16 protein-coding genes are annotated in these 12,725 nt (G+C 62.5%); 7 read left to right on the top strand and 9 right to left on the bottom strand.

Annotated elements, in window-relative coordinates; genetic code table 11:
* Positions 1–97 precede the first annotated feature (97 nt).
* The 5 genes from BLT09_RS03620 to BLT09_RS03595 form a co-directional block, all read right to left on the bottom strand.
* On the bottom strand, positions 98–463 hold the full coding sequence (locus tag BLT09_RS03620) for a YkgJ family cysteine cluster protein (RefSeq protein ID WP_091590675.1): 366 nt from the start codon (positions 461–463) through the stop codon (positions 98–100).
* 23 nt (positions 464–486) lie between these two features.
* A complete protein-coding gene (locus BLT09_RS03615) occupies positions 487–654 on the bottom strand; it encodes a hypothetical protein (protein WP_091590673.1) in 168 nt (55 codons plus the stop codon).
* Between the two features lies 1 nt (position 655).
* Positions 656–1,063 (bottom strand): hypothetical protein, encoded by a 408-nt coding sequence (locus tag BLT09_RS03610; protein WP_027155370.1) that lies wholly within the window; start codon positions 1,061–1,063, stop codon positions 656–658.
* Complete coding sequence (locus tag BLT09_RS03605) at positions 1,063–1,290, bottom strand: hypothetical protein (protein ID WP_027155369.1); 228 nt, start codon at positions 1,288–1,290, stop codon at positions 1,063–1,065. The genes BLT09_RS03610 and BLT09_RS03605 overlap by 1 nt, the downstream gene beginning before the upstream one ends.
* Before the next feature lie 347 nt (positions 1,291–1,637).
* Positions 1,638–1,847, bottom strand: coding sequence for a cold-shock protein (locus tag BLT09_RS03595; RefSeq protein WP_010915421.1), 210 nt, complete (start codon positions 1,845–1,847; stop codon positions 1,638–1,640).
* Positions 1,848–1,890: 43 nt separating this feature from the next.
* On the opposite strand from BLT09_RS03595, the gene BLT09_RS03590 reads away from it, so the two are divergent.
* Together BLT09_RS03590 and BLT09_RS03585 are read left to right on the top strand one after the other, a co-directional pair.
* Positions 1,891–2,145: a hypothetical protein gene (locus BLT09_RS03590; RefSeq protein ID WP_139172484.1), complete on the top strand. Its 255-nt coding sequence runs from the start codon at positions 1,891–1,893 to the stop codon at positions 2,143–2,145.
* Positions 2,146–2,419: 274 nt separating this feature from the next.
* Entirely contained in the window at positions 2,420–2,599 is a 180-nt protein-coding gene (locus BLT09_RS03585) for a CsbD family protein (RefSeq protein ID WP_091590669.1), read from the top strand.
* A 69-nt stretch (positions 2,600–2,668) separates the two neighbouring features.
* Here BLT09_RS03585 and BLT09_RS03580 read toward each other — a convergent pair whose 3' ends face one another.
* Positions 2,669–3,799, bottom strand: coding sequence for a metallophosphoesterase (locus BLT09_RS03580; protein ID WP_167366311.1), 1,131 nt, complete (start codon positions 3,797–3,799; stop codon positions 2,669–2,671).
* A gap of 120 nt (positions 3,800–3,919) precedes the next feature.
* Here BLT09_RS03580 and BLT09_RS03575 point away from each other — a divergent pair, with 120 nt between their 5' ends.
* Positions 3,920–4,507: a hypothetical protein gene (locus BLT09_RS03575; RefSeq protein WP_091590666.1), complete on the top strand. Its 588-nt coding sequence runs from the start codon at positions 3,920–3,922 to the stop codon at positions 4,505–4,507.
* A gap of 36 nt (positions 4,508–4,543) precedes the next feature.
* Here BLT09_RS03575 and BLT09_RS03570 read toward each other — a convergent pair whose 3' ends face one another.
* Positions 4,544–5,209, bottom strand: a complete 666-nt coding sequence (locus BLT09_RS03570; protein ID WP_091590664.1) for a TetR/AcrR family transcriptional regulator — start codon at positions 5,207–5,209, stop codon at positions 4,544–4,546.
* 95 nt (positions 5,210–5,304) lie between these two features.
* Between BLT09_RS03570 and BLT09_RS03565 the strand changes: the two genes are divergently transcribed.
* From BLT09_RS03565 to BLT09_RS03550, 4 genes are all read left to right on the top strand, one after another.
* A complete protein-coding gene (locus tag BLT09_RS03565; protein ID WP_091590663.1) occupies positions 5,305–6,075 on the top strand; it encodes an NIPSNAP family protein in 771 nt (256 codons plus the stop codon).
* 108 nt (positions 6,076–6,183) lie between these two features.
* Entirely contained in the window at positions 6,184–7,581 is a 1,398-nt protein-coding gene (gene fumC, locus BLT09_RS03560; RefSeq protein ID WP_091590661.1) for a class II fumarate hydratase, read from the top strand.
* Between the two features lie 122 nt (positions 7,582–7,703).
* Positions 7,704–8,126 (top strand): DoxX family protein, encoded by a 423-nt coding sequence (locus tag BLT09_RS03555; protein ID WP_027155363.1) that lies wholly within the window; start codon positions 7,704–7,706, stop codon positions 8,124–8,126.
* A 151-nt stretch (positions 8,127–8,277) separates the two neighbouring features.
* Positions 8,278–8,700, top strand: a complete 423-nt coding sequence (locus tag BLT09_RS03550) for a DoxX family protein (RefSeq protein ID WP_091590660.1) — start codon at positions 8,278–8,280, stop codon at positions 8,698–8,700.
* Positions 8,701–8,770: 70 nt separating this feature from the next.
* Here BLT09_RS03550 and ppx read toward each other — a convergent pair whose 3' ends face one another.
* Both ppx and BLT09_RS03540 read right to left on the bottom strand, forming a co-directional pair.
* Complete coding sequence (gene ppx, locus BLT09_RS03545; protein WP_091590658.1) at positions 8,771–10,306, bottom strand: exopolyphosphatase; 1,536 nt, start codon at positions 10,304–10,306, stop codon at positions 8,771–8,773.
* Positions 10,306–12,507, bottom strand: coding sequence for an RNA degradosome polyphosphate kinase (locus tag BLT09_RS03540; protein ID WP_091590657.1), 2,202 nt, complete (start codon positions 12,505–12,507; stop codon positions 10,306–10,308). Before BLT09_RS03540 ends, ppx begins: the two co-directional genes overlap by 1 nt.
* Positions 12,508–12,725: the final 218 nt, after the last annotated feature.

Raw genomic sequence — 12,725 nt, 5'->3', positions numbered from 1 at the left:
CTGGCCGCAGAGCGCTGGAATTCCACAGCCCAGCGACAGGAATGGCCGCTTCCCACCCGAGATGGAAATTCAAACTGAGACCTATCGAGGCCCGTTATCAGGGCGCCGGCAGACCATGTGCCTTGCGCGCCATCAGGCAGTCGTCGCCACCGGGCATGCAGGCGCGGCAGACGTCCGGCCGGACCTCGTAGATGCCGCAAATGGTCGACTTGCCAACCTCGCCGGAAAGTGCCGAGCAGCGCACGCCGTCACAGCGCATGCCGGCTTCGTCGGCAGCCACATAGTCTTGCGGGATCCGGTCGAGCTGCGCGTCATCTTCGGTCGAGAAGCGCGGCCATTCGGCCGAATAGGAACAGCAGGCGCCACAGCTCTGGCAGTCGAAGAGAGGGGCGGCGCGCTCCTCCAGTGACGAAAAGTCTCCGGCGCTCGCCAGGGCGAGCAGCCCTGACGCAACAGAATTCATTCCGGCGTTGCTCGGCAAGGGCGCTATTTTTTCTTCCTGGTCTTGCGCGACGCCACGTCCGCCGGCGACTTGAACAGGTCGGTCGCTGCCTCGGTGGCGACATCGGCTTTCGGCGCGGCGGCCGGCTTGGCCAGCTTTGCGGTGGCAGCGGCTGCTGCCGGCTGATCCTTGGCGGAAAATTTTATGGCCATATCAATCCTCGTCGGAGAAACGCGATGAAGGCGCATTCGGGTTGCGAAGCCGGCCGATCAGCGCCGAGACCGCCGTGATGTTCATTTCCTCGGGCGACCAGTTCCTGGCCTCCTCGATGTGCCGGGGTGCCAGTTCGCGATGCGTGCTGCCGCTATAGGCGGCATCCTGATGGGTGACGCGCTCATGGGTCTTGGCATTTTCACGGACATACTCGATCAGATAGTTCGGGCATTCGGAGCGGCCACGCACGCCGAGCCTGACCTGGGCATCGCCATGGGCGCGCTTGCACCGCTCGAGCTTTTCGAGCACGCGCCGGACATACTCGACCGGCTTGTCGAGGGCTCCCACGACATCGGCGATGGTCGAATCGGCGGCGATCGCCTCTTGCGGGACGCGTTTGGTGGCCATCAGCGTTTGCCTGCGCGCTTCGGCGAGGCAGCGAGCGAGGCGGCTGCAGCCAGCTCGTCAGCTTCCTTTTCCAGGCGCAGTTCGCGCAGCCGCGCGGTCTTGGCTTCCCGGGCCTGGCTGACAGCATCCTGCTCGGAAATAATGCGGTTGAGCGACATGGACTGGGTCTGGGTCTTGCTGAAGATGGATTCGGCGTGGTCGCGGGATTTCTTCGAAGTGGCGGTCAAGGTCTTTCTCCCGGTTCGGAGCGTAATGCCGAAAATGGCGAGACCGGTCTTTCGACCAGGACCACGCACAAAGCAATACGGCAGTCGATTTCAAATTGCTGGAGCATCCTTAGCACGTTCAAGCGAACGCGCGGTGCTCTTTTCGAACTTTTGCGGCGCCCGAAACGCAAAAGGCCAGGCATTGCCTGACCTCCGCTGGAGCGCCGCGCGTCCGGTTGAACGCGCGTGCACTTGCTCATTCTGCGCATGATCCTTTCCGGAAACCGATGTTTCCGGGGTCATGCGCTGGAATTTGCCGTTCACCGGTGCCAGTACATCCGTGGTCACCGGCGAGGCTGAATTCCGTTTTAGGCCGCCTTCAACTGATCGGCGGACATCTTGCCCGACTTGTTGTCGCGGACCATCTCGTAGCCGAGCTTCTGGCCCTCGACGATGTCGCGCATTCCGGCGCGCTCTACTGCCGAGATGTGGACAAAAACGTCGGCCGAGCCGTCGTCAGGCTGAATAAAACCGAAACCCTTGGTGGCATTGAACCATTTAACTGTGCCTGTGCTCATAACGAACCCTTTCCGTGGCAAATATTCGTTCACCGTCATGCGAATGCACAACAGCGTTTGTCTCGATTTTGATGGGGGAAGTTCGTCAAAGGCGCGCCTGGACACGCGGATAACAAAAGTCGGTCAAACAAATATCGACGAATTGCTTTTAGACTTCTTTTGGCGCCGTGTCAATTTTTTGCTTTCGCCGTCTACTTTCGTCGTCGGCGGGCCGATGGCGGCACGCTGGCTGCGCAGGCAATTCGACGGCGGATCTGACGCCGAAAACCGGGCCCAGCGCCAGCTGTTAAAAATGTAAAAAAAAATCGCGCCATGCCGGGAACCATCTTGGCATCCGTGCATTGTAAATATCGCCAGCAGTTCATGAGAGCAATCTCAGGAAAGGCTGACACAAAGGACGCCTCCCGTGCAATAAAACGCGCGAGGGGCGTTCTTTTATGCCGAGTAGCAATCGCCATGGCGGTCAGGGCCAAAGGCCGTGGCCAGTTGATTGACCGACGAGGCAGGGCTCCGGAACCGAAAACTCAGCCATCCGTTTCCCAAACAGCAGATTGATTCCGGGAGATGCGGCCATGGTGAACAAGAGTCAGATTGCGGGCCTAGCCAAGCAGCTCAAGGGCTCGGTGAAGAAAGCCGCCGGCAAGGCCACCGGCAACAGGCGCGTCCAAGCTGAAGGCGTGGCCGACAAGATCGCCGGCAAAATGCAGAAGGCCTATGGCGACATCAAGGACAAGTTCAGGAAGGTGATCTGACCCCTGCGCTGCTGTTTCGATAGCGATGAGGAAAGCGGTTTAGCGGTCCGCTGTCTGCTTCAGTTGCCGTTAGAAATTCAGGCTCTTTGAGAAAGCGTTGGTGAAGGCGATCTCGCCATGGTCGCCAACGGCTTCGCCAAGCGCCACGTCCATGCTGTCGCCGCTCACCCGCGCAAGCGCGAAGGCGCCCATATAAGCGGCCTTCGGCTTGAACAGGTCGAGCCCATCGCCGCGGTAGATCATCGCTGTCTCGTGCTGGTGGCCATGGAAGATGCCGATGACGTTGTAGCCCTTCAGCGCCGCCAGCAGCGCCTGCCGGTCCGCCTCGCTCCACCAGTGCGGCGCACCAGCGCCTTCATCGTCGAAGGTCCCTTTGGCGGCATCCCACCGTTCGATCGAGAAAACATCCCAACCATAGTGCTGGAACAGGATGACGGGGCGGCCGTCCGCTGCATAGGTCGCCAGATCCTGCTTCAGCCATGGCAGGCCGGAGACCGCGCCGTGGCCGGTGTCGCCGGCGAAACGGTGCGTCTGGACGAGATGCAGGCCGCCCCAGTCCCACGAGTAGCAGTCGGTGTCGACATCGTAACTGGTCACCGGCACCGGCGGCTTGAAGAACACGCCGGCACGATGGCTGACCTCGACATAGTCCCGCATTTCGCGGCGGTACCAGTCGACGTGGTTTGGCGGGCCGTTCTGGTCGAGATCGTGGTTGCCGAGGCCGACATAGACCGGCACATGCACGCGATCGGGGCCGATGCCCTGCTGGTAACGCTGGCTGAACTGGAGCAACTGCGTGCCCTCGCTGGGCTGGATGACCTGGCCGCCGCCGTCGTCGGTCATGTCGCCGCCGACGACGAGGCCGAGCGGCGTGCCGATGCGGCTGCCGGCCGAGCGCAGGCCGGTGGCGATGCCGTTGATTTCGGCCGGCCAGTGCTTCTCGCCAATGCCGTTCAACGCGGCGACGCTGCGCAGCAAGGCGGCGTCGGTCTTGCCTTCCTGCTGGCAATTGGGACTCAGCCCGCTGGCCATGCGGCAGGCATGGACATCGGCGACGAACAGGAAGGTGGCGTCGACAGGCGCAATGCGCTCTCCGGTCTGTCCGAGTGCCGGTCGCGCAAGGACGCCGGCCGCGGCCAGCCCTGCTCCCTGCGTCAGGAAGCGGCGCCGGGAGAGTGATCCTGCCGAGATGCGATTCATGGCGTGAAATTCAGCACAGCCGGCGCCTCTTCGTCCAGTTGCCGCGAACGGTATGTCGACACGCTGCCGCAGGTCTGGCATTGCTTTCAGGTCAGGACTCAACTTGCGCGGGCAAACGCTATGAAGACTATATCCATCGCCACGGCACTTACCATCCTGGCGAGCGCCGCTCATGGTGCCGAGTGCATCGACGCCAAAGCCGCCAAGGCCGGCTTCATTCTCGAAAGGCCCGGCATCCACAGCGAGTTTCGACCGGCGGCGGGTGGAATGGTGTCGGTCGCCAACGAATACCAATCCCAATCGCCGCAGACGCAGTTTCTGTTCGGCGGTCTGATCGAGGTGTTTCGCGACAGCGAGACCGGTCAGCTTGCGATGATCCCGTTTTCGGATCTCAGAAAGCTGTTTCCGCTCAAGGCCGGGGCGAAAAGCAAGACCGTGTTCGTCCGCCTCGCTGCAAACAAACAGCCCAAGGGCACCGAGACGCTCGAGATCAGCGTCAAAGGCAAGGAGACGTTCAGCCTGGGCGACTGCAAATACAACGTGCTCGCCGTCAGGCTTACGATCAAGAACGAGGCCGGCAAGACACAGGATGAATTCACCGCGCTCTACGCGCCCGATCTGCAGGCGGTTCTGGCCAGGCGCTATGACGAGGGCACCAACGCCGAAAGCGTGGTCGGCTACGAGGTCATCAAACCGCTGCCGAATTAAGTCCCGGCAGGGCAGAAGGCGACTGGCGCTCCGGCATCAAAAGGCTTTGTACTGCCGCAGCACCCTGCGACGTCGCTTCGCTCTTGCTGAGGAAACTCCCTGCTCCAGCGCGTTCAGGCAATCGCGCAGCACAGCAGAATCCTGCGTCGTCTTGGCCATCGACATGGCGCCGGAATAGGTGGCGACCGCGAGTGCCGCGAAGCGCTGCGGATCGGTGTCCTGCTCCCTGCCCGCTTGCTGGTCGGCCCCGACCTTGTCGGCGATCGCCTGGCGCCACGCCGAAAAAATGCCGGCAAGGGCGGTGCGGAAATCCGGATCGGCAAGCGACAATTCATGCGCCAGGTTGTTGAGCGGGCAGCCGCGCACGAAACCCTGTTGCTCCAGTTCCGCGGCCACTGCCTCGAACACGCTGCGCACGCCCTCGCGCGTCGAGCCTGCCGCCTGCACCGGCGCGATCCATGTTGCTTCGACGGCCGCGGCGACCCGCTCCTCGATCACCGCCAGCGCCAGCGCCTTCTTGGTCGGGAAGTGATGATGCAGCGCGCCGCCGGTGACGCCTGCCGCGGCCATCAGGTCGCCGAGGCTGGAGGCATGGTAGCCGCGCGCCTGAAACGAGGCTTCGGCGACATCGAGCACGCGTTTGCGCAGGCCTTCCGGGTCGTTGGTGCGTTTGCCGGGCTGCGCCTTTGGGCGAGCGGTCATCTCTGCTGACATTTTTCAACGATAGCAGATTGACAAAACAGGACAACCGGTCTGTTTATAAAACAGGATGAACGCCCTGTTTTGGAGATTGCGCGATGAGCCTGCCCCTGAATGCCCGGTCGAAATCCGGTCTCGACGCCTCGCCGGTCATCGAGCTCAGGCAATACACGCTGAAACCTGGCCGACGCGACACGCTGATCGGCATCTTCGACGGTCATCTGATCGAAGGTCAGGAAGCGGCAGGGATGACGATCATCGGTCAGTTTCGCGATCTCGACCGGCCTGACATGTTCATCTGGCTGCGCGGCTTCGAGGGTATGGAAGCGCGGAAAAATGCACTGACCGCGTTCTATGAGGGGCCCGTCTGGGCCGCCTGGCGCGACGCCGCCAACGCCACGATGATCTCCTCCGACGACGTGCTGTTGCTGAAACCGGCATGGCCCGGCGCGGGCTTCGATCTGTCGGGATCGCAACGAGCAGCCTTGGATGGTTACGAAAAACCAAGCGGAGACAATCGCTTGTCGGATATTGTTGTCATCAAGATTCATCATCTGCGGCACGGCGCCGAAGCCGACTTCGCCAGCCGCTTCAAAACCGACGCGATTGCCGTGTTGGCGGCACATGGCGCGCGGCCACTTGCTGCGTTTGTCTCCGAACATGCCGAAAACAACTTTCCCCGCCTGCCGGTGCGATCAGGCGAAAACGTCTTCATCAGCGTCGCCGCCTTCGACAGCGCGGACGCCCACGAAAGCGTTGAAGCCGCGCTTGCCGCGGCGCCGGCCTGGCAGGCATTGCAGTCGGGCCTGGCCAGACCGACGGAAACGCTGCGCCTATCTCCAACCTCACGATCGCTGATTGGTCGGTGAGAGAGGAGTTCTTCAACCGATTTGCATCCTTGTCGCTCGCAATCTTCGCTTGAAGCCATTTGTGCAACGCGATACGCCGGTGCCGAATTCGACAGACCGGAGAGACATGTGAGCGCGCCAGAGACCAGAACCGAAACCGACACGTTCGGTCCCATCGAGGTCGCCGCCGATCGTTACTGGGGCGCGCAGGCGCAGCGTTCGCTGGGCAATTTCAAAATCGGCTGGGAAAAGCAGCCGGCGTCGATCGTTCGCGCGCTCGGCATCGTCAAGCAGGCGGCGGCCGAAACAAATATGGAGCTGAAGCGGCTCGACCCGGCCATCGGCAACGCGATCATCGAAGCCTCTCAGGAAGTCATCGACGGCAAGCTGAACGATCATTTCCCGCTGGTCGTCTGGCAGACCGGCTCGGGCACGCAATCCAACATGAACGCCAACGAGGTGATCTCCAACCGGGCGATCGAACTGCTGGGCGGTGTCATGGGGTCGAAGAAACCGGTGCATCCCAACGACCACGTCAATATGAGCCAGTCGTCGAACGATACCTATCCGACGGCCATGCACATCGCCTGCGCCGAGCGCATCGTGCACGATTTGTTGCCGGCGCTCAGGCATTTGCACGCCGCGCTGGAGGCCAAGACCAAAGCATTCGCCCACATCGTCAAGATCGGCCGCACCCACACGCAGGACGCGACGCCCCTCACCCTTGGCCAGGAATTTTCGGGCTATGCCGCGCAGGTCGCCTCCTCGATCAAACGCATCGAGATGACGCTGCCCGGCCTGCAGGAACTGGCGCAAGGCGGCACCGCCGTCGGCACCGGCCTCAACGCGCCGGTCGGCTTTGCCGAGAGAGTGGCGGATCGCATCGCCGCGATCACCGGCATCGCCTTCGTCACCGCGCCAAACAAGTTCGAGGCGCTGGCGGCGCATGATTCCATGGTGTTCTCGCATGGCGCCATCAACGCCTGCGCCGGCGCCCTGTTCAAGATTGCCAACGACATTCGTCTGCTCGGCTCCGGCCCGCGCTCCGGCCTTGGTGAACTGTCGCTGCCGGAAAACGAGCCGGGTTCGTCGATCATGCCGGGCAAGGTCAATCCCACCCAGTGCGAGGCGATGACCCAGGTCTGCATCCAGGTGTTCGGCAACAATGCGGCCGTGACCTTCGCCGGCAGCCAAGGCCATTTCGAGCTCAACGTCTACAACCCGCTGATGGCCTACAATTTCCTGCAGTCGGTGCAACTGCTCGCCGACGCCTCCATCTCGTTCACCGACAATTGCGTCGTCGGCATCGAGGCGCGGGAAGACAATATCAAGGCCGCCCTCGACCGTTCGCTGATGCTGGTGACAGCACTGGCGCCGACCATCGGCTACGACAACGCCGCCAAGATCGCCAAGACCGCTCACAAGAACGGCACAACCTTGCGTGAGGAAGCGCTTGCCACCGGGCTGGTCAGCGAAGCCGACTACGACCGCCTGGTTCGGCCAGAGGAGATGACGCATCCGGGATGATCTTGCGCTGATCGCAAAAACTTTACTGCGGTGAACAATCTGTAACCAAATCTGCATCTTTGGTGAACAGTCGCCCTGCTCTATGTGGGTGGGCACCACAACCCTCCCGGAGAGAGCCCATCATGTCCACCAACACGTCCGTTGCCGGTTCCGGCACCGTTTCCAACGCCTCAGGCAGCATCCTGCTCGGCCGTATCCTGCTTTCGGTCATCTTCGTGCTTTCCGGTTTCGGCAAGCTCACTGCGATCGCCGGCACCGCCGGTTACTTCGGCAGCATGGGTCTGCCGATGCCGACCGTGACGGCGATTGTCGTCGGTCTGCTCGAGCTGCTCGGCGGCCTCGCCATCCTCATCGGCTTTCAGACCCGAATCACCGCCTGGGTGCTGGCAATCTTCACCGTCGCCACGGGATTGGTCGCCCACACCGGCTGGGCCGATCAGATGCAGATGATCAGCTTCATGAAGAACCTGGCGATTGCCGGCGGCTTCCTCGTGCTGGCTTCCTCGGGCGCCGGCGCCTATTCGGTCGACGCCAAGCGCGGCTGAAGCGGTCCAGGAACCACTTGCAGCAAGGGGCGCGGAATTTTCCGCGTCCCTTTTTCGTTGTCGGTTTATGCCCGTCGATCAGCCGGCCGGACTTTCTGCTAGGATGAGGTGTCGGGGTGAAGCCAACCGCCGCCGACGTCGGAGGTGACCAATGCGCCGCAATGCGCTGCTTCTGCTTTCTCGGCTGCTGCTCGCCGCTCTATTCGTTCCGTCCGGCTTTCACGCGCTTACCGACATTGCCGGCACATCGGACTATTTTTCCGGCCTTGGCCTGCCGCTGCCGACGCTCGCAGCCTGGGCGACGGGGCTGTTCGAATTGATCGCCGGTCTGCTCATCCTCGTCGGCCTCAAGACGCCGATCGCGGCGCTCCTGCTTGCCGCTTTCTGCATCGCGGCAGGCTTCATCGGCCACTATGGCCAGGGCGGCGACGATCCGACGCTGACCTTCATGCATTCGCAGATGCTGATGAAGGACATCGCGCTATCGGGCGGTTTTCTGGCGCTGGCAATGGCAGGCGCCGGCGCCTACTCGATCGACGGGAGGATGCTTCGGATCGGCGCTGAAACGACTTGACCGACACAACTGCCGGACTGAGCCGAATTACTTGAACCGAGACCGAGCCGAATTACTTGACTGAGCCAGACTACTTGGCTGGCATAGTGGGGCCGCCCTCGACCGCCAGCACCAGCCGGCGATTGGTGACCCTCGCCAGTTGCGCCAGTCGCCCGGCCGGCCGCTCGCCGTAAAGATCGGCCAGCGACGCCGGCAGCACCAGCGCCAGCACGCCATTGCCGCGCCTCTCCCATTTCAACCGCGGCATGACACCCGGCATTGCCGCCGTCAGCAGGTAGACGACGCGCATCACCGCGGCCAGCACACGGGCGCGCTCGATATAGCGCGGCGTTGCCAGTGCCTTGATTTCCGGCGCGATCGATTCGTTGAAGAGGCCATCATGACGGTAGGCGTTGGCCAGCGCCAGGAAGGCGCGGCCGGGATGGTCGACGCCGATGAAGGAGGCGTGGGCAATGATGTTGAGCGATTGCTTGCCGCGATATTCGGGATGCGCGCGCCAGCCGATGTCGGCAAGCAGGCAGGCGGCCTGGCGGTAGCGCGCCTCGTCGACCGTCTCCTCGATGCCGAAGGCGGCGAAGGTCTTGCCCGTCCACTCGACAAGCTCATGCGCGTGGGTGACCGAGCGCGAACGCAGCCGGGCGAGTTCCTCCGAGGCAGAGATCAGCGGATCCGCCTTCTGCTCGGCTTTGTCGAGCAGCGAATAGAGAAAGCCCTCGCGCACGCCCAGCGCCGAGACGATGATCTTTGACGGCTGCATCGCCGCCATGATCTCCTGCAGCACGATGGCGCCATAAGGCAGCAGCGAGCGGCGGTTCTTCGAGACGCCCTCGATACCCCTTATCTTCTCGATCTCGCCCTTGGCTACCTGCTTGAGGAAGTTCGCAGCGCTGTCGATGCCGATCTCGTAATGGTGCATGACGCTCAGCGGATAGCTGGTCATTTCCATATACAGCCGAGCGAGGTTTCGCCAGGTGCCGCCGACCGCATAGAACGGCCTGCCCTGCCCGCCTTTCAGCAGCCTTGCCTTCGCGAGCTCGTCGCGCGCTATCTTTGCCGCCTGGGCCAGTGAGTTCTTGGCCATGTCCTGCAGACGCAGGCCGCCCAGCGGCAGCGTGATGCCGTCGCCGATTGCCTCGCCATCGACGTCGACCAGTTCGAGGCTGCCGCCGCCGAGGTCGCCGGCGATGCCGTTGGCCGGGTGGAAGCCGGAAATGACGCCAAGCGCGGAATAGTGGGCTTCCTGGCGCCCGCTCAGTACCTGGACCTCGGTCTTGAGCACATCTTCGGCGCGGTGGATGAAATCGGGGCCGTTGACCGCCTCGCGGGCGGCGGCGGTCGCCAGCACATACATATGCTCGGCGCCGGCCTGCTCGGACAGCGCACGGAAACGCTGAAACTCCTCCATCGAACGGGTCACCGCCTCGGGATCGAGCTTTCCGGTCGAGACGATGCCGCGACCGAGGCCGGCCAGCATCTTTTCGTTGAACAGTGTGGTCGGCGAGCGCGCCAGCCCCTCATAGACGACAAGCCGGATCGAGTTCGACCCGATGTCGATGATGGACAGCGGTCGGCGGTCCTGAAGCCGGCCCTGGGACGTTGAAATCATCAGCCGGTCGCTGCGGCGTTTTTCTTGCGGCGCTTGAACTGCGCGATGCGCTTGGGCGCATGCGATTTCAGCGCATCGCCGCGTCCGGAGAGGCTCGGATTGGTCATGAAATATTCCTGCGCGTTGAACGGTTCCTCGCCCTCCTCGAGCGTGGCGCGCCGGGAGGTTCCGTCAGCCAATACGTCGAAACTTTGCTGGTTGTCCATGATGTTGCCCAGCATGATCTGGCCGAGGACTTGTTCATGCACCGTTGGATTGGTGATCGGCACCATGGTTTCGACGCGGCGGTCGAGATTGCGCGGCATCAAATCGGCCGATGAGATGTAGACGATCGCCCCGTCCGACGGCAGTCCATGGCCGTTGCCGAAACAATAGATTCGGCTGTGTTCGAGGAAGCGGCCGACGATCGACTTGACCCTTATGTTTTCCGACAGGCCCGGCACTTGGGGCCTCAGGCAGCAGATGCCGCGCACGACGAGATCGATCTCGACGCCGGCGCGGCTGGCGTCATAGAGCGCGTCGATGATGATCGGGTCGACCAGCGAATTCATCTTCATCCAGATGCGGGCCGGCCTGCCCTCCAGCGCATGGGCAATCTCGTCCGAAATGTGCTTGAGGATGCGCTTGCGCAGCGTGAACGGCGAGATGGCCAGCCGCATCTCCTCGGTCGGCTCGGCGTAGCCGGTGATAAAATTGAACAGCTGGGCGACATCGCGGGCGATTGTCGGAGCGGTGGTGAAGAAGGACAGGTCGGTATAGATGCGCGCGGTGACCGGATGGTAGTTGCCGGTGCCGAGATGCACATAGTTGCGCAGCTTGCCGTCCTCGCGCCGCACCACCAGCGACATTTTCGCGTGGGTCTTCAGTTCGAGGAAGCCGAACACGACCTGAACGCCGGCGCGTTCGAGGTCGCGCGCCCAGCGGATGTTGGCTTCCTCGTCGAAACGCGCCTTGAGCTCGACCAGCGCGGTCACCGACTTGCCGGCCTCCGCCGCGTCGACCAAAGCGCGCACGATCGGGCTGTCGTTCGAGGTGCGATAGAGCGTCTGCTTGATCGCCACCACTTCCGGATCGGCCATCGCCTGGCGCAGGAACTGCACCACCACGTCGAAGGATTCGTAGGGGTGATGAACGATGATGTCCTTCTCGCGGATGGCGGCGAAACAGTCGCCGCCGTGCTCGCGGATGCGTTCGGGAAAGCGCGGATTGTAAGGCTTGAATTTGAGATCGTCGCGGGCGATGGCGACGATCTCGGAAATCTGGCTGAGCGCCAGCGGACCGGTGAGCACGCTGATCCGGCTCGACGAGACGCCAAGCTCGCCGGCGACGAACTCGCGCAGTTCGGCCGGCATCAGCTTGTCGAATTCGATGCGGATGACCGAGCCGCGACGACGCCGTTTCAGCGCCGTCTCGAACAGGCGCACGAGATCCTCGGACTCCTCCTCGACCTCGATGTCACTGTCGCGGATGATGCGGAACGTACCGGAGCCCTTGACCTCGTAACCGGGGAACAGCTTGCCGATATAGAGGCCGACCGCTTCTTCCAGCGGAATGAAGCGGACATGATGCTTGCGGTCAGGCAAGCGGATGAAGCGCTTCAGCGCCACCGGCAGACGCAAAAGCGCGCTCATCTCCTCGCCATTCCTGCGGTGGCGCAGTTGCAGCGCCATCGAGAAGCCGAGATTGGGAATGAACGGGAACGGATGCGCCGGGTCGATCGACAGCGGTGTGAGCACCGGAAACACCTGCTCCTGGAAATGATCCTCGAGCCAGGTCTTCTCGTCCTTGGTCAGCCCATCGCGGCTGATGCTCTCGATGCCTTCCTTGTCGAGCAGCAGCATCAGCGCGGATAGGCTGTTCTGCTGGTCCTCCTGCAGGCGCTCGACCTCGCGCAGCAATTGTTCCAGCTGTTGTTCGGGGGTGCGGCCGTCCGCGCTCTTCAGCGTGATGCCTTCGCGAACCTGGCCGGCGAGACCGGCGACACGGACCATGAAGAACTCGTCGAGATTGGCGGCCGAAATCGACAGGAAGCGGACCCGCTCGAGCAGCGGATGGTTGGCGTTCAGCGATTCTTCGAGGACGCGGCGGTTGAATTGCAGCCAGGAAAACTCGCGGTTGACGAACCGGTCCGGGTTGCCGCCCTCTGGGCTCGCCACCTCGACAGTGGTGAATTCGCTCTGCACCGGCTTTAGTTCGTTCATGGGTCCTGCTCGTTTCGCACCCGCTGGCCACAGCGTCGCGCGTCTTTGCGGACGCGCAAAAGGACGCTCCCACCATTTAAGCTACGCATGATCCCCAGCAAAACCGAATTCGGTTTCGGGGCCATGCCTTAACCGGCTTAGCTTATCCTGTGACAGGCTTTTACGACAGTTTGATTTCATCGATCTTGCAAAGAGACTGCTTATGATCCAGATGCAAT

Origin of the sequence: Mesorhizobium muleiense (assembly GCF_900099905.1) — a bacterium.
In the GTDB taxonomy this organism is placed as follows: Bacteria; Pseudomonadota; Alphaproteobacteria; order Rhizobiales; family Rhizobiaceae; genus Mesorhizobium; species Mesorhizobium muleiense.
Note: the sequence above shows the minus strand (reverse complement) of the source record. Positions and strands in the feature narration are given on the sequence as shown.